Genomic DNA, 23,081 nt, shown 5'->3' with positions numbered 1-23,081 from the left:
CGAGCTTCGCCGCAGTTGAGGCGGGGTGATCAGGAATCTGAACAGACCCGGAGCTTCTCCGGGAGAGGAGACCAGCATGGCGAGCCAGGAGATGGAGCAGCTTGTACAGCGAGAGTACAAGCAGGGCTTCGTGACCGACATCGAGAGCGACACCATTCCGCCGGGACTGGATGAGAGCGTGATTCGCTTCATCTCGGCCAAGAAGGGTGAGCCGGAGTGGATGCTGGAGTGGCGTCTGGATGCCTATCATCAGTGGCTGAAGATGAAGGCGCCGTCCTGGGCACACCTGGATTACCCCGAGATCGACTACCAGGCGATTTCCTATTTCAGCGCCCCGAAGAAGCCGGAAGATCGTCCGCAGAGTCTGGATGAGGTGGACCCCAAGCTGCTGGAGACCTACGAGAAGCTGGGCATCCCGCTGCACGAGCGCGCCGCGCTGGCTGGCGTGGCGGTGGATGCGGTATTCGACTCCGTATCGGTGACCACTACCTTCAAGAAGGAACTGTCCGAGGCGGGCGTGATCTTCTGCTCCATCTCGGAAGCCATCCAGGACTACCCGGAGCTGATCAAGCAGTATCTGGGGACCGTCGTGCCCAAGGCAGACAACTACTTCACCGCGCTGAACGCGGCCGTCTTTACCGATGGCTCCTTCGTGTTCGTGCCGGAAGGTGTGACCTGCCCGATGGAGCTTTCCACCTACTTCCGCATCAATGCCGCCAACACCGGCCAGTTCGAGCGCACCCTGATCATCTGCGAGAAGCAGGCTCAGGTCTCGTATCTGGAAGGCTGCACCGCACCGCAGCGTGATGAGAACCAGCTGCACGCCGCCGTGGTCGAGCTGGTCGCGCTGGAAGATGCCTACATCAAGTACTCCACCGTCCAGAACTGGTATCCGGGCGATGAAGACGGCAAGGGTGGCATCTACAATTTCGTCACCAAGCGCGCCGATTGCCGCGGTGATCGTTCCAAGGTGTCCTGGACCCAGGTCGAGACCGGCTCCGCGATCACCTGGAAGTACCCGTCATGCATCCTGCGTGGCAAGGACAGTGTCGGGGAGTTCTACTCCGTCGCCGTCACCAATGGTCGCCAGCAGGCGGACACCGGTACCAAGATGATCCACATCGGTGAGGGCACCAAGTCCACCATCGTCTCCAAGGGCATCTCGGCGGGCAACTCCGAGCAGTCCTATCGTGGCCTGGTCAAGATCGGTCCACGGGCCAAGGGCGCGCGCAATTTCACCCAGTGTGACTCGCTGTTGATCGGCGATCGCTGTGGTGCGCACACCTTCCCGTATCAGGAGATCGGCAACGCCACCGCTACCGTCGAGCACGAGGCGACGACGTCCAAGATCGGCGAGGATCAGCTGTTCTACTGCCGTCAGCGCGGCATCAGCGAGGAAGATGCGGTCAACATGATCGTCAATGGCTTCTGCAAGGACGTCTTCCAGGAGCTGCCGATGGAGTTCGCCGTCGAGGCCGAGGCGCTGCTCAACGTCACCCTCGAAGGCGCCGTCGGCTAACGCCACAGCCTGTTTCGCATTCATCCCCATTCTTGAGGGCCGCTTGCGGGCGGCCTGTCAGCCAAAGGTATCATCATGCTCGTAGTCAAAGATCTGCACGTCTCGGTGGAAGGCAAGGAAATCCTCAAGGGGCTCGACCTGACCATCAACAAGGGTGAAGTCCACGCCATCATGGGGCCGAACGGTGCGGGCAAGTCCACGCTGTCTTCCGTGATCGCCGGCAAGGACGGTTATGAAGTGACCTCGGGCACCATCACCTATGAAGGCGAGGACGTGCTGGAGATGGAAGTCGAGGAGCGCGCGCGTGCCGGCCTGCTGCTGGGCTTCCAGTACCCGGTGGAGATCCCGGGGGTCAAGAATGTCTACCTGCTCAAGGCGGCGCTGAACGCCAAGCGTGAAGCCGAAGGCCTGGGCGAGATTCCGGCCCCGGAATTCATGAAGCTGATCCGCGAGAAGCTTGCCTTCATGCAGATGGATGCCAGCTTCCTGCAGCGTGCGGTGAACGAGGGCTTCTCCGGTGGCGAGAAGAAGCGCAACGAGATCCTGCAGATGCTGGTGCTGGAACCGAAGCTCGCCATGCTCGACGAGATCGACTCCGGTCTCGACATCGATGCGTTGAAGATCGTCGCCAAGGGCGTCAATTCCCTGCGCAACGAGAACCGCGCCGTACTGATGGTCACGCACTACCAGCGTCTGCTCGAGCACATCGTGCCGGACCACATCCACGTGCTGATGGATGGCCGCATCGTCAAGTCCGGCGACAAGTCGCTGGCCCTCGAACTCGAAGCCCAGGGCTATGACTGGCTGCAGGAGGAAACCGCGTAATGACAGCACTTGCTACCGCGTCCGTCCCCGGCAGCGAAGCCTTCGCCAGCGAATTCGCCGCGCGCAAGGCTCGCTTCGCGGCTGACCCGAGCTGGATGGCGGCGCGCCGTCAGGCCGGCATCGCCCGCTTTGAAGCGCTGGGTCTGCCGACTCGCAAGGTCGAGGCCTGGAAGTACACCGACACCCAGGCGCTGGGTCGCCAGCAATACCGTCTCGCCGACGATGCCAATCTCTCGGCGGCGGTGAAGGACGAGCTGGCGCTCGCCGTCGATGCTTACCGCCTGGTGTTCGTCGATGGTCTCTACAACGCCGAGCTCTCCGATGTCGCGGGCCTGCCGGACACCGTGCGTGTCGTGCCGCTGTCCCAGGCCATCATCGATCAGCCGGAAGTGATCGGCGGCTCGCTGAATCGCCTGACCGGCATCGACTTCACGCCCTTCGTGGCGCTGAACTCCGCCTTCACCGAAGAGGGTGCGGTGATTCAGGTCGGCCCGCGGACGGTGCTCGACAAGCCGGTCTATGCGCTGTTCCTGTCGCGCGCCGCCGTCGAAGGCGAGCCCGTGACCATGAGCCATCCGCGTCTGCTGGTGCAGCTGGGCAGCCGTGCCGAAGCCAGCGTGATCGAGCATCACATCGGCGAGACCGGCGCGACCAACTTCACCAACATGGTCAGCGAAGTGATGCTGGAGCGCGGCGCCGTGCTCAATCACTACAAGCTGGGTGAGGCCGCCACCGGCGAGACGCATATCGCCTCACTGCAGGTCGAGCAGCCGCGTGACAGCCAGTACCGCTCCATCAACCTGAATACCGGTGGTGGTCTGGTGCGCAACGACATCGTCTGCGATCTCAACGGCAGCAATGCCCATGCACGCCTCGATGGCCTGTTCTTCGGTCGTGATCGTCAGCACGTGGATACCCACTCGCTGGTCAATCACAACGAGGCTCTGACCTTCTCGGATGAGAACTACAAGGGCATCCTGGCCGACCGCGCGCGTGGTGTCTTCAATGGCCGCGTGCTGGTCAAGCGTGACAGTCAGAAGATCGAGGCGCATCAGAACAACGCCAACCTGCTGCTGTCGGACCGCGCCGAGATCAATACCAAGCCGGAACTCGAGATCTATGCCGACGACGTCAAGTGCTCCCACGGCACCACGACCGGCCAGCTCGACGAGACGGCTGTCTTCGCACTGCGCGCGCGTGGCATCGATGAGCAGACGGCCCGCGGCCTGCTGACCCTGGCCTTCGCCAATGAGGTCATGTCCGGTCTGGGCATCGACGCCATCGCCGAGCGTATCGAGCGCAGCGTCGCGGGTCGCCTGCCGTCACGCTTCCACCTAGATGAGCTGGTGGATCTGAGTGTCGAGCTGGGCGGTGGGGCAGTGGCAGTGGCGCGTGATGAGGACTTCGCATGAGCGCACTCGACAATCTGATGCTCGATGTCGTGCGGGTCCGCGAGGATTTTCCGATCCTCGAGCGTCGCGTGCATGGTGACGTGCCGCTGATCTATCTCGACAGCGCCGCCACCAGCCAGACGCCGACTGCCGTCATCGACGCGATGAGCGATTATTACCGCAACACCAATGCCAATATCCACCGTGGCCTGCACAGCCTGGCGGACGAGGCGACGGCCGCTTACGAAGGGACGCGCGAGAAGGTACGTGCCTTCATCAATGCGCGCCTGACGCGTGAAGTCATCTTCACGCGCGGCACCACCGAGGCGATCAACCTGGTCGCCAACAGCTGGGGGGCCAACTGGCTGAATGCCGGTGATGAAGTGCTGATCTCGGTGATGGAGCATCACGCCAACATCGTGCCCTGGCAGATGCTGGCGGAACGCCTGGATATCGTCATCAAGGTGATTCCGTGTGACGACGATGGCGTGCTCGACATGGCGGCCTACCGTGACCTGCTGGGCGAGAAGACGCGCCTGGTCTGCGTCAATCAGGTCTCCAACGCCCTGGGCAGCATCAACCCGGTGGCCGAGATGGCCAGGCTGGCGCATGCTCACGACGCGTTGATTCTGGTCGATGGCGCCCAGGCGGTGCCGCATCAGCAGGTCGATGTACGCGAGATCGACGCCGACTTCTATGTCTTCTCGGGCCACAAGATGTATGGCCCGACCGGCATCGGCGTGCTCTACGGCAAGGAAGCGCTGCTCGATGCCATGCCACCGTGGCAGGGCGGCGGCGAGATGATCCGCACGGTCTCGTTCGAGAACGGCACCCTGTTCGCGGATCTGCCGCACAAGTTCGAGGCTGGCACGCCGCCCATCGCCGAGGTCATCGGTCTGGGCAAGGCCATCGACTGGCTGGACTGCACCCACATGGCGCTGATCACGCGCTGGGAGCAGCAGCTGATGCGCCATGCCACCGAGCGCATGCGCGAAGTGGACGGGCTGCGCATCATCGGCAACTCGCCCGACAAGGCCGGCGCGATCTCCTTCGTGGTCGACGGTGCCCACGCCCAGGACATCGGTCTGCTGATCGATCAGCTGGGGGTGGCCATCCGGACCGGTCATCACTGCGCTCAGCCGGTGCTGCGACGTTTCGGTGTCGATGCCACCTGTCGCGCCTCCTTCGCGGCCTACAACACGCCGGAGGAGATCGACCTGTTCGTCGAGGCTCTGCAGCGCGTGCTGACCATGGTGCGCTGAGCATCCCCTGCGGTGGCCCTGACGGGCGCTGATCAATGAGGCTCGCGCATGGCGGGCCTCATTGCTATCGGCGCTTGCCAGGGGATGTTGTGACCCGCACATCCTGAGTGAACCCACAGTATTCTTGATCCGCATGGCTGTCATGCGGTTCGGCAAGGAGAGGGCATGAGCCACACTGAAGACCAGCTGGCCAGCCTCGGCAAGGGCCAGAAGATGCCGTTGCAGCGTGACGTGGAAGGTATCTCGGTACCCTTCGGCAAGTCGGTGACCCTGCATGAGGACTCGGTGGTCGAAGTCATGCAGGCCAAGGGCGGCACCGTCAGCGTGGCGTACGAGGGCCGCATGTACCTGATCGAGAGCTTCAGCCTCGATGCACTGGGACTGGACGCCGTGCCGCGCCCGCATCTGCCGGCCGGGCAGAGCGACGCTGAGATAGAGGCCTTCGTCTGGGCGCAGCTGCGCACCTGTTTCGACCCCGAGATCCCGGTGGACATCGTCGAGCTCGGGCTGGTCTATGGCTGTCGTATCGACACCCTGATCAGCGGCGAGAAGATGGTCAATCTGAAGATGACGTTGACGGCACCGGGCTGCGGCATGGGCAACGTGATCGCCGAGGATGCCAAGCGCAAGATCCTGGGCGCGGAGGATGTCTCCAAGGTTCACGTCGAGATCGTGTTCTCGCCCCCCTGGTCGCGGGAGATGATGAGTGAAGAGGCGCGCCTTGAACTTGGCATGTTCTGACGCTGCGTGTCGCTCGGGCGCAATCGCGCAACGGGCGGCACGGCCGTCTTGACGGAACCTCTCGCACCAATCGCTTTCCAAGCCGTGCCAAGGACTGCACCATGGCGCCGTCGTTGCGTCATGTGGCGTCGAAGATCGTGATTCTCTGCCAGCAAGGAATATCCCAATGCACTACCCGACAGCCTTACGTGTCCTGACCGCCAGCCTGATCATGAGTACTGCCGTCAGTGCACAGGCGTCATGGACACTGGACAGCGATGCCTCGCAACTGAATTTCCAGTCCACCAAGATGAGCAAGAACGGTGCCAGCACTGTCGAGCAGCACGCCTTCGATTCCTGGCGTGCTCGCGTCAATGATGCGGGCCAGTTGTCGGTCGAGATCGACCTGGACTCCGCCGATACCGGTATCGAGATCCGTGATCAGCGTGTCAGCGAGAAACTCTTTGAGGCCGGTGACTATCCCCTGGCCGTGCTGACCGCGTCACTGGACATGCCGACGCTCAAGGTCATGGAGCCGGGCGATACCCAGCATGTCAGCCTGGAAGGGCAGCTGACGCTGCATGACAGCACCCAGACCCTGCCGGTGAGCCTGCAGGTGACACGTCTGCAGGGGGAGCGCTGGCTGGTGCAGACGGACGCGCCGGTGATGGTCGATGCCAGCCAGTTCTCGCTGGTGGATGGCATCCGTACCCTGCGTGACCTGGCGGGACTGGGCAACATCGCGACCCAGGTGCCGGTCAGCGTCAAGGCGATCATGACGCAGGAAGAGTGAGCCGACAGGCGTCTGCCCTGACCCCGTGGCTTCGAGCCTGCAGGCGTCATCTCGCTGGTGCTGCGTGCATGGCTTGGGTAGGCTGGGCGCTCATGCTTGCATGATGCAGTGAATGGCGATATTCGGTAGTGACAGGCAAGGATGGGTGCGGGGAGCAGATGCGACGAGTGATCAAGCGGGCCGTGATGGCCATGATTGGCCTGTTGGTCGTGAGCCTGATGATAGTGGTCGGGCTCAATCTCTGGGTCGTGATGTCGACCCGTGATCGCATCGCGTCTTCCCCGCTGACCTGCGAAAGCCGTGAAGTGGGAATCGTCTTCGGGACTTCCCATGGCCTGGTGGGCGGAGGACGCAACCCGCACTATCAGGCTCGTCTCGACACCGCAGCCCAGCTCTACCGGCTGCATCGAGTGAGCAACCTGCTGCTGTCAGGGGACAATCGTACGCGTTATTACAATGAGCCGATGACCATGTGGCGTGACCTGCGTGATCGCAATGTGCCACAGCAGTTCATGACGCTGGATTACGCCGGATTCTCGACCTTCGATACGCTGGTGCGTGCGCACAAGGTCTTCGGTGTCGATCAGGCGGTGCTGGTCACTCAGCCCTGGCATCTGCCACGGGCACTGTTCATCGCTGACGTGCTGGGGTTGGATGCCGTCGGCTGTCCGGCGGTTTCCGAGCGTCGGCCTGCGGGGCTGCGGCTGATGGTGCGCGAATGGCTGGCGCGTGCCGCTACGGTGGGGGATCTTTACCTGTGGGGCCGCAAGCCGCGTTTCCTGGGGCCGGCGGAGCGACTGCCGACACCGGTATTGCCAGCCGTACCGGCCGTGTCAGGCAGTTGACGACAGCGGCTCAGCGTACCGGCCGGCCAACACGAAAAGCCCCCGTCTTCCGATAGGAAGCGGGGGCTTTTCGTGTCTGCTCGAGGCTTTTTCCGCTGAGCGGGCCCGAGGTCAGCCGGCGCGGCGGCGTGCCGCGATGCCGGTCTGGTGACGATAGAGCTCGCGAATCAATTGGCGGCAGTTGTGGAAGCACGCTTCCAGCACCTTCTCCATGCTGTCCGGGAGAGGATGCGTGAAGGCCGTCGAGCAGGCCTGCATCAGCACGCGCTCCTGTTCGAGCAGTTCGTTGATCAGAACCTGATTGTCGTTGCTGACGATGCTCTTCAGGCGACTCCACAGCCACATGTAGTCATCACGCTCGACATCAGCATCTCGCGGCATCAGGCTCAGATGCTTGCGCGTCTCGACTTCCAGCGCCTGCTTGAGCTCCACGCGCCGGGCATAGAAGGGTTCAAAGGCCTTCAGCAGCCCGGGACGCAGCCGTTCGGCGTTGTCCTCGAAATAATCAAGACTGTCTGCCAGGGCTTCCTGGACGCTATCCATCGCCACCTGGCGATTGTCGAGAAACATGGGCGGTCACCTCCTCCGTCAGGAGAGATTGTGCGGGTGAAAACAGTGTTTTTCTACCCCTGATGTGCAGAAAGTCCTGATATTTCTTCCCGTAGCGTCAATCCACTCATTTTACGACAGTTCGATGACGTTATCGTGACGTCCGACAGTGTCACGGCTGTCCGTGATCAGCGTCATGTCTCCCAGAATGCTCTGGCAAGCCGGCGGCATTTCACCCCTTGGGCTTGGGCGGGATCTTCCTGGCGGGTGCGGCGGACTTGGCGATGTGGTCGATGATCATCCCCGCGATGTCCTTGCCGGTTGCCGTTTCAATGCCCTGCAGACCCGGTGAGGAGTTCACTTCCATGATCACCGGACCATGGTTGGCGCGCAGCAGGTCGACACCGGCGACGGCCAGGCCCATGGCCTTGGCGGCGCGGATGGCGGTGGAGCGCTCTTCCGGCGTGATGCGAATCTCGCTCGCGGTGCCGCCACGATGCAGGTTGGAGCGGAACTCGCCATCAGCCGCCTGACGTTTCATGGACGCCACCACCTTGTCACCCACCACCAGGCAGCGGATGTCGGCGCCGCGCGCTTCCTTGATGTATTCCTGCACCATGATGTTGGCTTTCATGCCCATGAAGGCCTGGATCACGCTCTCGGCGGCCTGATTGGTCTCGGCGAGTACCACCCCGATGCCCTGGGTGCCTTCCAGCAGCTTGATGACCAGCGGCGCGCCCTTGACCATGGTGATCAGGTCGGGGATGTCATCGGGGGAGTGAGCGAAGCCGGTGACCGGCAGGCCCAGTCCCTTGCGCGACAGCAGCTGCAGCGAGCGCAGCTTGTCACGCGAGCGCGCGATGGCCACGGAGTCGTTGACCACGTAGGTACCCATCATCTCGAACTGGCGCAGTACCGCACAGCCATAGAAGGTGACGGAGGCGCCGATGCGCGGCACCACGGCGTCGAAATGCTCGATCTCGGCACCCTTGTAATGGATGGAGGGGCGGTGCGAGGCGATGTTCATGTAGCAGCGCAGCGTGTCCACGACGCGTGCGGTATGCCCGCGGGCTTCGGCTGCCTCGATCAGGCGGCGAGTGGAGTAGAGGCGGGAATTGCGCGACAGGATACCGATATGCATGAAATCCTCCAGAGCCGAAAGGGCCGTCAGGAATGAGAAGGTGGCGAAAGGATGAAAGAGGTGCGTCAGGAGGCGTCTTGCGCGAGCGCCGCGAAGGCGGCGTGCCCGTTCGAGTCATGCCGGGGGCGAGTCTTGCGCAATGTGAAGGTCGTCAGGGCTCGCCATGCAGATAGGCGGCACCCGGTGCCACCAGCAGGCGACGCAGTGCACGGCGCCCCAGCAGGATGGGGTGGCGCATCTGGGAGCGATCGACCAGTGTCATGTCGATGTCGTAGTCGAGCCCGGCGAGCTGCATGCGGGAGCGAATCACGTAGCGCCACTGTGCCTGACCGTTGGAAGACCTGACCCGACGCCGGTCGTGGACCCGTGTCTCGACATCATGGGGCGGAGAATCACTGCCGCCACTGCGCGTGATGAAGCGTACCCACAGGTCTTCATCCTTCTCGAAGACCTCGATGTTCTCTGCGTGCAGTGCGCTCGAGTGCGCGCCAGTGTCGATCTTGGCGTTGAGGTGCAGATGCAGCTCCGGCAGCTCGATCAGTTCACGCCGCCCGACGACGGCTCGCGGCCGAAAGCCGAGCAGATCGTGGTTCAGGGATCTGAGATCCAGAGGCGGTGCCTTGTGAGCGTGATGACGAGCAGGGGTCTTGGAATGCGGCATGTTTCATCCTGAATCAGAGGGCATGACCTGGCCTGGAGGTCGGGTCACGGCATGAAAGGCACCGTGGTGATCGCAATGGCGCGTGGCAGACAGCGGGATTGCGACCAGACGGGCGCGCAGCATAGTCACTTACCGTATCAGCAGCAATCCTTGTTGGCATATCTTTGGCTGCGAGCAGCGCCGCTCCCGTGCCTGGCGCCTTGCAGAGCGCTTTCACCGGGCAGTTCTCGCGCACGATGATCAGGCCTCACCCAAGTGTCGTGGGTTATGCGCATGATCTCAAGGACTGTGATGCTCACCTGTCGCTTGCGCTGGCGACCACCGGGCAAGGTGCTGGGCCTAGAGCTAGGCATAGGGCTGGGCCTGGGGCCGAACGAGGTACGTGGCGCAGTGCCGGGCACGAGCCGAGAGGAGAGATTGGCCAGGACGGGCCGGCAGGGGATTGGCCATCAGGACCGGCGAGGGCGGCGGGTCCTGATGGCAGGGCTGGCTCAGAGGCTCAGTAATTCAGAGGCTCAGTGGCGTTGCGTCGGCGCCACCGTCCGGCCGGTGAGCGACGCCAGGGCGAGCCCCAGGGCGCTGTCGGGTTCGGCGTTGCGCAGCGTCATCAGTACCGGCAGACGCAGACGCGGAATCAGCGCCAGATCACGGGCGAGAGCCTGGAAGCTGGCCTGCGGGCAGTTGGCCAGTCGCACGAGGAAGGTCGGCAGGCGCTCGGCATCTTCCAGATGGGCATAACCGCGTGCGGCGATCGCGACCAGCACATCCACGCTGGCGGCGCTCTCGTCCGCCAATAGCGTATCCAGCCATTCGGCGGCCGCTGGCAGGGGGCTGGCAGCCGCTGCACGCAGGCAGGCGCACAGGGTTTCCAGGTCTCCCAGCTCCCGTGCCGTCTGACCGCGGTGAATCAGACTGTCGAGCAGCTCCGCCTCCAGACTGTCCGTCAGCGGACTGGCCAGCTGCGGATGGGCCGGGGGAGCCTGCTCCAGGCACAGGGCGAGCGCGCGCAGCGGCGTGTCGGGAAGATAGCCGATCCGTTCGATCATCGCCTCGGCAAGTTCATTGGTGAACTCACCGCGACGCGTCAGCCCATCGGCGATGCCCTGCAGGCCAACGCTGGGCCAGTCATCAAGGGGCAGTTGCGCGGCGAGATAGCGTTCCGCCTGTTCATAGTACTGGCTGGCAGGGCGATCACAGTCGATGCTGGCGCGGGCATGCAGCATGGCGCGCAGGCTGTCATCTGGAGTGAAGGCCAGGGGATTGTCCTGCATCAGGTTGTCGATCTTGCCTGCCTCGGCCTGCAACAGGTCAGAACGACCGACGCTCAGTGCCGTCTGGCCGAGTGTGGTCAGCAGGCGTTCGAGGAATGCATCTCGTTGCGGCGGAGAAAGCCGGCCTTCTTCATCCAGCGGCAGGGCCAGAAACCATACCAGTGGATCGTCGATGCCGGCGGGTCGGAAGACGCACGCCAGCCGGGCCTGTCCCTTGAAAGGTTGCGACCACGGCTGTTGCTGGGTCTCGAAGGCTTCCAGCTCTTCAAGGCTCAAGGGGGACAGGATGCGCCCCAGGTGATAGAGGTGCACGTCAGCGCCGGTGCGCTGGAAGAAGTTGCTCAGGGAGGAGAGTGGAGTCATGAGGCTCACCGCTGCGGTTGGGCTCCCCGGACGCAGTACGCGTCCGGGACGACCTGAGATTGGGCGTGATATCGGCAAGGATACGCCAAGAATGGCTGAGACTTTAGCGATTCGCCTCTTTGCATGCCACCCGCGAAGGCTGTCGCGCATTGTCGCAACACCTTGATTGCAGAAGGATTGCCGGCTATGGGGCCGTTGGGAGACGTCCTGGTGACTCGCTGATGAAAATTTGATCAATTTTCTCCTGCCCAGTTCTGGCGCGGCTTGCAGCGAGGAAGCACAAGGTTATCCACAGTATCGTCCACGGAAGACGTGAATAACTGTCATCCTGATGACCTCAGGCTGTCATCGTTAGCCGCTACCCGGTGGCGTGCTCTTGAGAGGGCACACTCAATCCGAGTGGCAGCGGTCGTTGCGCCCGCCGGGACGCCTCGGCGCATGGCTGGTCAGCAGGGGCAGGCATGCTAGAATCTCACCATTGCTCGCGCATGTAGCGTTATTCCTTTTCGTTCTTACCAAAGTGGAGGAAATGTTTGGGAATGCGCGACAGGCTCGTTATTCTATAAAACTAAATCACATATAAATGCTGTCGCTTATGCCTGATTCGTTGCTGTCATGTGCTCGCTGCGTGTGGGACGGTGGATGACGTCTGCACTTCGACACATGCCTTGCCCGCATAAGTCTGCCACCATCGAGGATTTCCGATGCGCCATTCACGTTCACTTGCTGCCGCCTTCTCTGCCACTGCTCTCAAGGGCACCGTGATGGCGGCGGCATTGGGGGCTGCTGCCATGGGCAGCCTGGCCGCTCACGCCGACACCCTGAAGGTCGGCATGTCCGGGGGCTACTTCCCGTTCACCTTCGTCAAGCAGGACAAGCTGCAGGGCTTTGAGGTGGATGTCCTGAATGCCGTGGGCGAGATCACCGGCGACGATGTCGAATTCGTCACCATGAGCTTCTCCGGTCTGATCGGTGCACTGGAAGCGGGTCGTATCGATACCGTGGCCAACCAGATCACCATCACCGATGCGCGCAAGGCCAAGTTCGCCTTCACCCAGCCGTACGTCTATGACGGGGCGCAGGTGGTCAAGCGTCGTGGCAATGACGAGATCACCGGCGTCGAGTCCCTCAAGGGGCACAGCGTGGCGGTCAATCTGGGGTCCAACTACGAAGCGCTGATGAAGGAGCTGCCGTACGCCGACCAGATCGACATCAAGACCTATGAATCCAACATCGAGCAGGACACCGCCCTGGGCCGTGTCGATGCCTTCGTGATGGACCGCGTCAGCGCAAGCCAGGTGATCCAGAAGACACCGTTGCCGCTGGAGCTGGCAGGCACGCCGTTCTCACGTCTCGAGAACGCGCTGCCGTTCCGCAAGGATGCCGAAGGCGAAGCCAAGCGTGACGCGGTGGATGCCGCGCTGACCGAGCTCAAGGAAAATGGTCGTCTGGCCGAGATTTCCAACAAGTGGTTCGGCAATGACATCACCACGCCTTGAACATTGACGGGCGCGCCCTGATACAGGGGGCACCCGTGGACGAGCCTGACGCATGACGGTGTCATGTGCAGGCGCGTCAATCGATGTCGTGAGCAAACGGGGTGACGGCACAACCGTCACCCCGTTGCCGTGATGATGCTCCACGTGTCGCCGGGATATTGCCGTCATCACGTCGATGGGCGTCTTCCGTGAGACTCTCAGCCAAGCCCTCAGCCTGTCCGGATAACGAATGGATACTCTCAATATCGATTACATGCTTGGCCTGCTGCCGGTCATGCTCAAATACCTGCCACTGACACTCAAGATGGCCTGTATCGGCATGGTGGCCGCGCTGGTACTGGCCTCGCTGTTGGCGGTAGTGCGGGTGCTGAAGGTGCCGGTGCTCAATGCGCTGACCGTGGTGTTCATCTCCTTTTTCCGCGGTACGCCGCTGCTGGTGCAGCTGTTCCTGTTCTACTACGGCCTGCCGCAGGTGATGTCGTTCCTCACCCAGATCGATGGCGTGACTGCGACGATTCTGGGCCTGACGCTGCACTTCTCTGCCTACATGGCCGAGTCGATCCGTGCGGCCATCGTCGGCGTCGATCGCAGCCAGACCGAGGCGGCGCTGTCCATCGGCATGACCAATGTCCAGTTGATGCGTCGCATTGTGCTGCCACAGGCAGCCCGTGTGGCGGCTCCCACGCTGATGAACTACTTCGTGGACATGATCAAGTCCACGTCGCTGGCCTTCACGCTGGGGGTGACCGAACTGATGGGCGCGACCCAGAAGGAAGCGGCCAGCAGCTTCCTGTACTTTGAATCCTTCATCATGGTGGCCATCGTCTACTGGGTGATGGTGGAAGGGCTGTCCTTCGTGCAGCGCTGGATGGAGAAACGTCTCAACAAGGCCTATCAGCGATGATTGCAGTCAGAAATCTGATCAAGAAATTCGGCGGGCAGGCCGTACTCGATGGCATCACGCTGGAAGTGAAGCAGGGCGAGATCATCGTCGTCATCGGCCCGTCGGGTACCGGCAAGTCCACCTTGCTGCGTTGCATCAACTTCCTGGAACAACCCGATGACGGGGAAATCCAGATCGGCGAGCACAAGGTCGCGGCCACACGCGCCAGTCGCCATGACATTCTTGCCCTGCGCCGCAACAGCGCCTTCGTGTTCCAGAACTATGCGCTGTTCGCCAACAAGACGGCGCTTGAGAACATTGCCGAGGGCCTGATCGTCGTCAATGGCTGGCCCAAGGCCAAGGCGCATCAACGCGCCCGCGAGATTCTCGAGCGCATCGGCATGAGCGAGAAGGCGGATGCCTTCCCGGCGGCGCTTTCCGGTGGACAGCAGCAGCGCATCGGCATCGGGCGTGCCATGGCGGCCCAGGCCGAGGTCATCCTGTTCGATGAGCCGACCTCGGCGCTCGACCCGGAGTGGGTCGACGAAGTGCTGGAGCTGATGAAGCAGCTGGCGGTGGAGCGTCAGACCATGATCGTGGTGACCCACGAGATGCAGTTTGCGCGGGAAGTCGCTGACCGCGTCATCTTCATGGAAGGCGGGCGTATCGTCGAGCAGGGGCCACCGAGTCAGCTGTTCAGCGCGCCGAAGGATGACCGCACCCGCGCCTTCCTGCGCAAGGTGCTCGATGAAGTCCCGCCGCAGGGAGCGGCAGGTATCTGAGCGGCTGCCATCTCAAGGGCAACCCTTATCACGACGGCCCACCTGCCTGCGCAGGTGGGCCGTCGTGGTTGGTGAGGCTCGTCGTGGTTGGTGAGGCCCGTCGTGATTGATGGCGAGCATCGTGATTGCCCGGGCGCATCGCGGGGATGCGCCCGGGGCAGAAGAGGGCGGCGACTAGCTGCGTCGCGGCATGCTGTGCACCCTGGCCACCGCATCATCGAGAGCCAGGGCCACACGCTCTTCCAGCAGCTCCTGTTCGGCAGGGGTCATGTAGAAGGCCATGTCCACATCATGACGGATGTAGCGCGGTGCCAGCTGATTGAGCGCGATGCAGGCGACATCCTCGCGGCTGTCGCCATCCATGCCGCTGGCCGTGGCATGCAGGCGTATGCCATCGAACACCAGTTGCTCCATGTAATTGTGGACGCCCATCGACTGTGGGCTCCCCTGGGTCGAGCAAGACGTTGCGTGCTGTCCGTGCATGATGAGTCTCCCTTGTGACGTGACGAAGGCGGTCATTGCCTGCTGTCGAAAGGCCGGTCTCCTGTGCCCGTCCGACGGACAGAGCCTCAGCCCGACAACAGACGCGCTTCTGCCTCTTCAATATGATCAGCCAGCCCGGACAATACCAGCGTATCGCCACACGCGAGACGAAGATCACCGGTGGGCTCCTCGATGCAGTCCCCGTTGGCGCGCACGATGCGGGAGATCAGGATACCGCTGCGCTCCGGCAGGGAGATCTCGTCCAGTCGGCGCTCACAGGCCCAGGTGCTCTCGGTCAGGGTCACGGGATGGCGTCTCAGCAGCGGGTTGCCACGCTTGTCGGTCAGCTGGGACTGCTGGCCGTGGAAGTAGCCATGCAGCAGACTGTAGCGGGCCTCGCGGGCCTTCTGGATCGAGCGCGCCACACGGCGAAATGGCACCTCGAGATTGACCAGCACATGCGAGACCAGCATCAATGAGCCTTCCAGTACCTCCGGGATCACCTCGGTCGCGCCGGCGGCCTTGTAGGTGTCCAGGTCGGCATCATCCTGGGTGCGCACCAGCACCTTGAGCTCGGGGAGCTGCAACGGCTGGATGGCATGCAGGATGGCCAGTGCATGCGGCAGCTGGTTGACGGTGATCACCACCTGGCGGGCGCGCTCGATGCCCAGTGCGCGCAGAATGTCCTGACGCTGGGCATCACCGAAGACCACCGGTTCACCCGCGCTGGCGGCTTCATGCACGCGGATGGGGTCGGCATCGATGGCGATCCACTGGAGCTTCTCCTGGGTCAGGAAGCGCCCGACCGTCTGACCGACACGCCCGAAGCCGCACACGATGACGTGATCGTGCAGCGGGGCCGTGGCTTCGCTCAACTGCGCCGTGGTGTGCGGATTTTCCTGGGTGGGGGTATGTGAGCGGCAGGCACGTTGCGACAGATGCTGGTTGTGACGAATGAGCGAGGGCGTGACGACCAGCGAGCCGATGATGATCGCCACCACCAGTCCCACGGTATCGGTGTCCATCAGCTGTTGTTGACTGGCCAGTGCCAGCAGGGCAAACCCGAACTCTCCGCCCTGTGACAGCACCAGGCCGGTGCGCATGGCCGAATCCAGTGGTCGTCCGGAGAGTCTGGCAAGCCCCGTGATCAACAGTGCCTTGGTGGTCAGCAGGCAGATCACGCCGATCACCACCCAGTACCACTGTGCCAGCAGGACATGCGGGTCGAGCAGCATGCCGACCGAGACGAAGAACAGGCCCAGCAGGATGTCCCGGAACGGGCGAATGTCCGCCTCAATCTGATGCCGGTAATGGCTTTCACCGAGCATCATGCCCGCCAGGAAGGCGCCGAGCGCCATCGAAAGGTGCAGGCTATGGGTCAGCCAGGCCGAGAACAGGGCCACCAGCAATACGGTGAGCACGAACAGCTCTTCCGAGCGTGAGCGCGCGACTTCCTGAAAGACCAGTGGCAGCACCCATTTGCCGATGGCCATCATCACCACCACCAGGCCGATGCCCTTGGCCAGCATCACGCCCAGATCGCTGAGCAGCTGGCTGCCATCTCCCGCCATGGCCGGAATCAGGATCAGGAACAGCAGGGCGGCAAGGTCCTGAAACAGCAACACTCCCACCGCGGCATGGCCGTGGGGGCTGTCCAGCTCGTTCCAGCGCGCCAGCTCCCGCGTCACGATGGCCGTGGAAGAAAGTCCCAGTGCGCCGGCCGCGACCAGCGCCGCGGCAGGGGTCAGCCCCAGTGCGCAGCCCAGCGCCCAGAAGAGTCCGCTGCAGACCACCACCTGGGAGGCTCCCAGTCCGAAGACGGTGGTCTTGAGGGCTCGCATGCGGGGCATCGAGAATTCCAATCCCAGCGAGAACAACAGAAAGACCAGGCCGAACTCCGACAGAAAGGCCAGCTCTTCCGGACGGCCTATCCAGCCTGCCAGATGCGGGCCGACCAGAAAGCCCACCGCCAGATAGGCCAGTACCGGTGGCAGGTGCAGGCGTCGGAACAGCGCCGCCGCGACCACCGAGGCCCCCAGCAGGATCATCACGTCATTGAACAGGCTATCTGCCATCTGGCCCTCCTGGCCTTCCAAGCGTATGAACGGGATAATACCGTGAACGCATCATGCATGAATTGACGGAGGTGTCATGAACCCGACCGAAATACCCCAGGACGGCGAACTCGCCGGCAACGCGCATGACGAATTGCGTGACCTGCTGGCACGCCTGGAAGCGACGATGAAGGCGGCGGATCTGTGGCGCATGGAGACACCGACCCCAGAGGCCTTCATGAGCGTGGAGCCCTTCTGCGTGGACCGCATGGACATGGGGCAGTGGCTGCGTTTCGTGTTCATCGCGCGTCTCGAGGCACTGTGTGACGCGCGTGGCAGCTTCCCGGTGAAGTGTGACGTGGCGCCTGCCATCGAGGCCTGGTTGAAGGATGCGCGTCCGGAGCGCCGCGTGGCGATGACGGAAGTCGTGCGCGAGATCGATACGCTGATCACCGACAACTGAGTCGTCGCGGTTCACACGGGAGACGGGTATGCCGTACTACTTCGCCTACGGAAGCAACATGAATCCGGCGCGTGTCGCGGCACGCATCGGTGACACGCGTCGTGCCCTGCATGGCTGGCTGGAGGAGCATCGGCTGAGTTTCGACAAGGCGTCGCGTGTTCCGGGGATCGCACATGCCAATGTGCAACCGGCGCGGGGTGAGCGTGTCGAAGGGGTGCTCTACGAGCTGCGCGACCCTGAGCAGATCACCCTGATGGACCCCTACGAGGGGCGCCCACATGAATATGAGCGCTTTCGTCATGCCATCGTGACACGTGACGGTGTCATCGAGGCCTGGGTGTACATCGCCTTGCCGGAGCGCACCGGTCAGGGACTCAAGCCGGCCCGTGAGTATCTCGAGCACCTGCTGGGTGGGCGTGACTTCCTGACCCCGGACTATTTCACGGCATTGGCAGACGTGGAAGCGGTGCACTCGCTGGATGATGACACGCTCGCACGGCTGGGGCTGTCACGCAGCACGCCGGGCTGAGACGCCAGAGAAGACAGCCGTGACGAAAAAAGCCCGCCCTTCATCACGAGGGGCGGGCTTTTTCATGGCAACGCCATGGCAACATCATGCCACCAAGGGAAGGCCGAGGGGCGCTCAGCGTTGCTCGGTCAGTACCGGGTCCAGATTCGTCTGGTCACGACGGCTGGTCAGCATGCCGATGATCAGGCCCGCCAGTGCAGGTGCCAGCCAGCCCAGATTCATGGAGGCCAGCGGCAGCAGCGGCTCGATTCGGTGCGAGATGGCCATCAGGGAATCGATGCCACTGGCTTCGAAGCCATCTAGCAGGCTGACCAGCAGGGTCAGGCCCAGGCTCCAGGCGAACACGCGCGGTGCATCATGCAGGCGCGGGCGCAGGTAGGAGAGCAGCGTCAGCACCAGCACCAGCGGATAGAGCGTGACCAGCACCGGAATCGAGACGCTGATCAGGGTCGAGAGGCCCAGGTTGGCGATCAACGCCGAGGCCACGGCCATCACGATCACCAGCAGACGATAGGGCACGCTCGGCAGCAGACGATGGAAGAACTCGCCGCAGGAGGTCAGCAGGCCCACCGCGGTGGTCAGACATGCCAGAGTGATGACCAGCGCCAGGATCAGCTTGCCGGCATCCCCGAACAAGGCCTCGACGTAGACCGGAATCAGTTCGCCCTTGGCGGCTTCCGTCACCAGAGCATGGCTGGTGGCGCCCATGTAGGTCAGCGGCAGATAGACGGCGGCGAGACAGATCGCGGCGATCGCGCCGGCCCACAGGGTGTAGCGCGTCACGTCAGCGGTGGCGGTGATGCCACGCGCCTTGATCGCGGAGACGATCAGGATGCCGAACACCATCGAGGCCAGCGCATCCATGGTCAGGTAGCCCTGCTGGAAGCCGGTCATGAAGGGCGCTTCGGCCCACTCGGGGCTCACCGGGCCCAGCGGTCCCTGCGGGTCGATGATGGTGAACAGCGCGATCAGTGCCAGCAGCGCGATCAACAGCGGGGTCAGCCACTTGCCGACCACGTCCATCAGCTTGCCGGGGCTCAGGGCGATCAGGGTGGCAATGCCGAAGAACACCACCGAGTGCAATGCCAGGCCTGACTCGGGCGTCATGTCGATGAACGGACGCATGCCCATCTCGAAGGCGACGGTACCGGTACGCGGGATGGCGAACATCGGCCCGATGGACAGGTAGATGGCGACGCCGAAGGCCGCTGCCGCCCACTTGGGCAGCGGGGAGGTGATCTTGTCGAGCCCGCCGCCGATCACGGCGACCGCAACGATTCCGGCCAGCGGCATGCCGACACCGGTGGTCAGAAAGCCGAGTGCGGCTGGCCAGAACTCGGCCCCTGCGCCCTGACCTACCTGAGGCGGGAAGATGATGTTGCCAGCGCCAAGGAAGAGCGCAAATGTCATGAAGCCCAGCGCCACGATATCGAGGCTGGAAAGTCGTGTTTTCAAGATGACGTCCTACGGATTCAGCGGATGCGTTGCGGCAGCAGGATGTCGGAGTCGACACGCTGCCGGGAAGCCGTTGGCCAGCGACAGGGGTGAGGTCACCAGCAGACTCGGGCTCGCGGGGTAGTGCGGAGCCCGCGTCTCATGGCGAGAAACAGGCCAACCTGTGAGTCGCCTGAATCTGACGCGGCGCATTATCGTTGATTTCACGCATCAAGACAAAGTGAGTACTCCCTCCCGAGCAGTCCGCTTGCCGGTCTGATCGCGACGTGAACCGTCAGGTGGGGGAAGCCGGGGGCAGCGGGATGAAGTGAGGCCATCCATCCGGCACCACGAATACCCGCCATTGAGAGGAGGCCTCGTGTCGCGAGTCCAAGGGCCGGCGCGGCGCGCGTTCCAGCCATAGCTGACGCGGATGCTGAGGCGGCGCCTGCCGGGGAGTGCCCGTTGGTGGGTTCACTTCCCCGTCAGAGGGCGCGAAATAGTCCTCGAGCCAGAGTTGCAGCTCGCGCCACCCGGTCAGTGATTGCGCAGGGGGAGGGGCCAGCCAGGCGGGCTTTTCCCTGAGACAGCCCAGCAGCGGCGCGGTATCCATCGCGGTACTGTCGAGGCTCTGGCAGAAGGCGGCAAACTGGCTCACGGGGACCCACCAGCCAGCCTGCGCCGCGCTTGAAGGATGGCAGTGACGCGGTGGCGGCAGCTGCTCATCGGCAGGTGTCTCCGGCTGCCAGGGGCGAAACAGACCGCCGGGCATGGCCAGGCATTGGCCCGCGAGCCACCCGGGGGCCGAGTCTCCCGTCGCCTCGGCGGCGTCGCTCACGGGTAGACCAAGCGCCTGACGAATCGTCTGTTGCCCCCGCTCGCTGAGCGCCAGTGGCAGCTGGTGCGCAAGACTGCGTCGCGTCTTGATGGCGAGACTGTCGGCGCCGCCCGGGCCGATCCAGCGCTCCAGGCCATCCGCCGGCCCCGGACCTTGTGGCAATCCCAGATAGAATTTGATCGCGACTTCCAGGTGGGTGGGGGTCGTATCGCCTGCCGCCAGATACAGCATGTCCAGCTCGCCCAGCGTGATCTTGCCTTCCATGATCCTGAGATTGTGGGCCAACAGTCGGCTGCCCGGGGCGTGGGCCAGTACGAACCGCCACAGCAGCTCGTGATAGAGACCGAGCCGATGGTGGCGACGCTCATCCACCGCGGATTCCAGTGCCTCGGGGGCCTGCTCAAGCTCGCTCAGCCAGCGATGGCGAGCGATGACGTCGCCCAGTCCCAACGCCTCGAGAGCCGGGCGCTGATAGGGGAGCAGTGTCAGCAGGTCCGGGGCACTCAACAGCCAGGCGATATCCCTGACGCGCGGATGCGTATAGCGCTCGCATTCGCCACGCAGGGTCTGCCCGGCAGTCTTCGGCCAGCGGGTGGGAGGGGCCTGCAAAAGCGCGTCATTGTCAGGAATGGGTGGCGGGTTGGGCATGTCGCCAGTGTAACGCTCACTCACCCACGCGGCCATTCGTGCCAGAGGGACCCGCGACCTCTGCTGACGGTGTTGGCGAGGGCATCGTCGTTGAGAATTGATTCCTCATGAGAACCAACCCGTGATGGTCAGGCCGGTACTCCACGCGCTGCACGTCTCTCGGCGTGTTCAACGAAGGGTAGATGCAACATGCAGACAATATGCAGGCAATGTGCGCGTGTCTCTTGAGGTCTGAATGCCCCCTTGTCACCTGACCAGGACGGAGCCGTCATCTGACGATCGCGCCCAGGCAGCGTGCTTGAGCCAGGGCCCCCGGCGATGGTGGAAGCGACCTTCGGCGTACCCGGTGGGTGAGGAACAATTCGGGCGACCGGGGTGAACAATCCTCTGCTCTGCAAGGGAGTTATCCGGCTTCCTGTCGCTGGCCGACAGAAAAATAAACGCATTATTTCTCTTTCTGCTGCATCCAGTCTCAAGGCCTTGGCGTATGTCTCATCAGAACATGACGACACACTTCACCGCTGGCGACATGTTCTCCCGAGGGGAGTCTCGAGACGGGGACTTCTCTCGAGCACCGAAGGATTCTGCCAGGGCAAGGCGTCAGTCAGATGGCTGGCTCGGCACGGAATCAGGAAGTTTCTGCGCCATTATGGTTGTACAAGAGTTGTCCGTGACTCTGACAAGAATTTTCGATCTCGAGGGGCGCGCGGAAGAGGCTGGCCCCGGAATCGACAGCCCACCGCGAGTTTGTTGCTCAAGGCGAAACAGTGAGCTTCCAATGGCACGGCTAGTTAGAAAGCGGAATAAAGATTAGTCTGTTAATTATCGAAGCGAAGCACGACCCACAGCCAATGGAGGACGGAGCCCGGACAGGGGCTACTCGCCAGATCCTTCACTCGCTGACAACGACTTCACGCGGAATCATCCGCTACCCAGGACCAGGAGATAGACCATGAAGAACACCACACTGAAGACATTGATCGCCGCCGCCGTCATCGCCACTGCCAGCACGTCCGCCCTTGCCGCTGATGACAGCCCTGCCGCTCTGCGCGTCCAGAATGCGCTGAACAGCCAGCAGATCATCGGCCAGTCCCAGCCGGCAGCCACCAGCCAGCAGAGCTTCGCGGAGACTGGAATGAGCGTTGCCGCCGGACGTGTCGAGCAATCACTCAATGCCGAGCACATTCGTGGCCAGCAGACCGCTGCCGTATCCCGGGCCAATGACACCGTTTCCGAGCAGGGCAAGAGTGTCGTAGCCAGCCGAGTCCAGCAGAGCATCAGCGACAACGCCTGAGCCGACGCAACGCTGAGTCGTCAACGGGTCGCAAGACACGGCCTCTCGGCGCGTCGCTCTCAAGCACTCTGTCTTTCCCTACCTCTTTCGTCAGTGTTATTTCCAGGAGTCACATCATGAAGACCTTCAATGCCCTCATCGCCGCCGCCGTTCTCTCCGTCACCACCGCAGGCGTTGCCAACGCTGATAGCGTTGCCGACCAGCAGGTCCGCGCCACCATCAGCGAATCCGTGATCCACGGTCAGGCCCAGCAGGCAGCGACTCAGCCGCTGCACCTCAACGACGCCGGCAAGAGTGTTGCGGCCAGTCGTGTCGAGCAGGCGCTGAACAACCAGAGCGTCAATGGTCAGCAGGCGCAGATCACTCGTGATTCCCGCGAGTACGTCAATGATGCCGGCAAGAGCGTTTCCGCTACCCGCGTCCAGCATGCCCTGAGCGAAAGCGTCTGAGGACAGGGGATCGCATTGGTGGATGGTCTTGGCTGCCGCCACCGGGTGGGCCGTCTCTGCGCATGATATGTGCTGGATGTCGACAAGGTACTGGAGGATTTCCTTGAGTCTTCGTGAGGCATTATTGCCCCATATTACGTCGATTGGATGTTGATATCTGCGATGTGTAATTGAGAAGACTTGAGACGATTTCTGGGGCGAAAGGCGTGATAGGCGCTCGAGAATGACAAGCCAGTCAGTCCTCGTAAGGAAGGGTGATTCATCTGGATCATTGCAGATGTTTCCCGCGTTTTTCGTGAAGATTCATCGCCAGTTCATGGTGAGGGTGTCATGGTGGGTCACGGTGATTAAACGTTGTTGATTGCCGAGCGGCATACCGGAAATG

22 protein-coding genes are annotated in these 23,081 nt (G+C 62.7%); 14 read left to right on the top strand and 8 right to left on the bottom strand.

What is annotated here, in order from left to right; translation table 11 throughout:
- Window positions 1-76: 76 nt before the first annotated feature.
- The 7 genes from sufB to QD172_RS03565 all read left to right on the top strand — a co-directional run bounded on the left by sufB (window position 77) and on the right by QD172_RS03565 (window position 7,355).
- Window positions 77-1,519, top strand: coding sequence for a Fe-S cluster assembly protein SufB (gene sufB / locus QD172_RS03595; RefSeq protein ID WP_077372510.1), 1,443 nt, complete (start codon window positions 77-79; stop codon window positions 1,517-1,519).
- Window positions 1,520-1,594: 75 nt separating this feature from the next.
- Window positions 1,595-2,344 (top strand): Fe-S cluster assembly ATPase SufC, encoded by a 750-nt coding sequence (gene sufC, locus QD172_RS03590; protein WP_077372513.1) that lies wholly within the window; start codon window positions 1,595-1,597, stop codon window positions 2,342-2,344.
- Entirely contained in the window at window positions 2,344-3,756 is a 1,413-nt protein-coding gene (sufD, locus tag QD172_RS03585; RefSeq protein ID WP_279855030.1) for a Fe-S cluster assembly protein SufD, read from the top strand. Before sufC ends, sufD begins: the two co-directional genes overlap by 1 nt.
- Entirely contained in the window at window positions 3,753-4,997 is a 1,245-nt protein-coding gene (locus QD172_RS03580) for a cysteine desulfurase (protein WP_077372519.1), read from the top strand. The genes sufD and QD172_RS03580 overlap by 4 nt, the downstream gene beginning before the upstream one ends.
- 165 nt (window positions 4,998-5,162) lie before the next feature.
- Window positions 5,163-5,738: a putative Fe-S cluster assembly protein SufT gene (gene sufT, locus QD172_RS03575; RefSeq protein WP_077372522.1), complete on the top strand. Its 576-nt coding sequence runs from the start codon at window positions 5,163-5,165 to the stop codon at window positions 5,736-5,738.
- Between the two features lie 166 nt (window positions 5,739-5,904).
- Window positions 5,905-6,510, top strand: a complete 606-nt coding sequence (locus tag QD172_RS03570; protein ID WP_279855029.1) for a YceI family protein — start codon at window positions 5,905-5,907, stop codon at window positions 6,508-6,510.
- 218 nt (window positions 6,511-6,728) lie between these two features.
- Entirely contained in the window at window positions 6,729-7,355 is a 627-nt protein-coding gene (locus QD172_RS03565; RefSeq protein WP_279855233.1) for an ElyC/SanA/YdcF family protein, read from the top strand.
- A gap of 111 nt (window positions 7,356-7,466) precedes the next feature.
- Here QD172_RS03565 and QD172_RS03560 read toward each other — a convergent pair whose 3' ends face one another.
- From QD172_RS03560 to QD172_RS03545, 4 genes are all read right to left on the bottom strand, one after another.
- Window positions 7,467-7,925, bottom strand: coding sequence for a hypothetical protein (locus QD172_RS03560; RefSeq protein WP_077372529.1), 459 nt, complete (start codon window positions 7,923-7,925; stop codon window positions 7,467-7,469).
- Window positions 7,926-8,136: 211 nt separating this feature from the next.
- Window positions 8,137-9,045, bottom strand: a complete 909-nt coding sequence (gene rimK / locus QD172_RS03555) for a 30S ribosomal protein S6--L-glutamate ligase (protein ID WP_077372532.1) — start codon at window positions 9,043-9,045, stop codon at window positions 8,137-8,139.
- Window positions 9,046-9,196: 151 nt separating this feature from the next.
- Window positions 9,197-9,706 (bottom strand): RimK/LysX family protein, encoded by a 510-nt coding sequence (locus tag QD172_RS03550; protein WP_077372535.1) that lies wholly within the window; start codon window positions 9,704-9,706, stop codon window positions 9,197-9,199.
- Between the two features lie 515 nt (window positions 9,707-10,221).
- Window positions 10,222-11,340 (bottom strand): DUF3549 family protein, encoded by a 1,119-nt coding sequence (locus tag QD172_RS03545; RefSeq protein WP_279855024.1) that lies wholly within the window; start codon window positions 11,338-11,340, stop codon window positions 10,222-10,224.
- Window positions 11,341-12,104: 764 nt separating this feature from the next.
- Here QD172_RS03545 and QD172_RS03540 point away from each other — a divergent pair.
- The 3 genes from QD172_RS03540 to QD172_RS03530 all read left to right on the top strand — a co-directional run bounded on the left by QD172_RS03540 (window position 12,105) and on the right by QD172_RS03530 (window position 14,504).
- Entirely contained in the window at window positions 12,105-12,839 is a 735-nt protein-coding gene (locus QD172_RS03540; protein ID WP_103751385.1) for an amino acid ABC transporter substrate-binding protein, read from the top strand.
- Window positions 12,840-13,068: 229 nt separating this feature from the next.
- Entirely contained in the window at window positions 13,069-13,743 is a 675-nt protein-coding gene (locus tag QD172_RS03535; protein ID WP_077372544.1) for an amino acid ABC transporter permease, read from the top strand.
- Complete coding sequence (locus tag QD172_RS03530) at window positions 13,740-14,504, top strand: amino acid ABC transporter ATP-binding protein (RefSeq protein WP_077372546.1); 765 nt, start codon at window positions 13,740-13,742, stop codon at window positions 14,502-14,504. The genes QD172_RS03535 and QD172_RS03530 overlap by 4 nt, the downstream gene beginning before the upstream one ends.
- A 174-nt stretch (window positions 14,505-14,678) precedes the next feature.
- Here the strand turns inward: QD172_RS03530 and QD172_RS03525 are convergent, their stop codons facing one another.
- A complete protein-coding gene (locus tag QD172_RS03525) occupies window positions 14,679-14,936 on the bottom strand; it encodes a late competence development ComFB family protein (protein ID WP_084209043.1) in 258 nt (85 codons plus the stop codon).
- Between the two features lie 137 nt (window positions 14,937-15,073).
- Complete coding sequence (locus tag QD172_RS03520; protein ID WP_084209042.1) at window positions 15,074-17,062, bottom strand: cation:proton antiporter; 1,989 nt, start codon at window positions 17,060-17,062, stop codon at window positions 15,074-15,076.
- A 76-nt stretch (window positions 17,063-17,138) separates the two neighbouring features.
- On the opposite strand from QD172_RS03520, the gene QD172_RS03515 reads away from it, so the two are divergent.
- Together QD172_RS03515 and QD172_RS03510 are read left to right on the top strand one after the other, a co-directional pair.
- The gene (locus QD172_RS03515; protein ID WP_084209041.1) at window positions 17,139-17,504 is read left to right on the top strand and encodes a YqcC family protein; all 366 of its coding nucleotides are present in this window, start codon (window positions 17,139-17,141) and stop codon (window positions 17,502-17,504) included.
- 28 nt (window positions 17,505-17,532) lie between these two features.
- Window positions 17,533-18,033, top strand: a complete 501-nt coding sequence (locus QD172_RS03510) for a gamma-glutamylcyclotransferase (protein WP_279855020.1) — start codon at window positions 17,533-17,535, stop codon at window positions 18,031-18,033.
- A gap of 114 nt (window positions 18,034-18,147) precedes the next feature.
- Here the strand turns inward: QD172_RS03510 and brnQ are convergent, their stop codons facing one another.
- Complete coding sequence (brnQ, locus tag QD172_RS03505; protein ID WP_219815740.1) at window positions 18,148-19,488, bottom strand: branched-chain amino acid transport system II carrier protein; 1,341 nt, start codon at window positions 19,486-19,488, stop codon at window positions 18,148-18,150.
- 274 nt (window positions 19,489-19,762) lie between these two features.
- Window positions 19,763-20,914, bottom strand: a complete 1,152-nt coding sequence (locus QD172_RS03500) for a DUF1853 family protein (RefSeq protein WP_279855016.1) — start codon at window positions 20,912-20,914, stop codon at window positions 19,763-19,765.
- Between the two features lie 991 nt (window positions 20,915-21,905).
- On the opposite strand from QD172_RS03500, the gene QD172_RS03495 reads away from it, so the two are divergent.
- On the top strand, window positions 21,906-22,247 hold the full coding sequence (locus tag QD172_RS03495) for a hypothetical protein (RefSeq protein WP_279855015.1): 342 nt from the start codon (window positions 21,906-21,908) through the stop codon (window positions 22,245-22,247).
- A 116-nt stretch (window positions 22,248-22,363) separates the two neighbouring features.
- On the top strand, window positions 22,364-22,696 hold the full coding sequence (locus tag QD172_RS03490; RefSeq protein ID WP_176502704.1) for a hypothetical protein: 333 nt from the start codon (window positions 22,364-22,366) through the stop codon (window positions 22,694-22,696).
- Window positions 22,697-23,081 lie beyond the last annotated feature (385 nt).

Origin of the sequence: Cobetia sp. 10Alg 146 (genome assembly GCF_029846385.1) — a bacterium.
Lineage (GTDB): Bacteria > Pseudomonadota > Gammaproteobacteria > Pseudomonadales > Halomonadaceae > Cobetia > Cobetia marina.
Note: the sequence above shows the minus strand (reverse complement) of the source record. Positions and strands in the feature narration are given on the sequence as shown.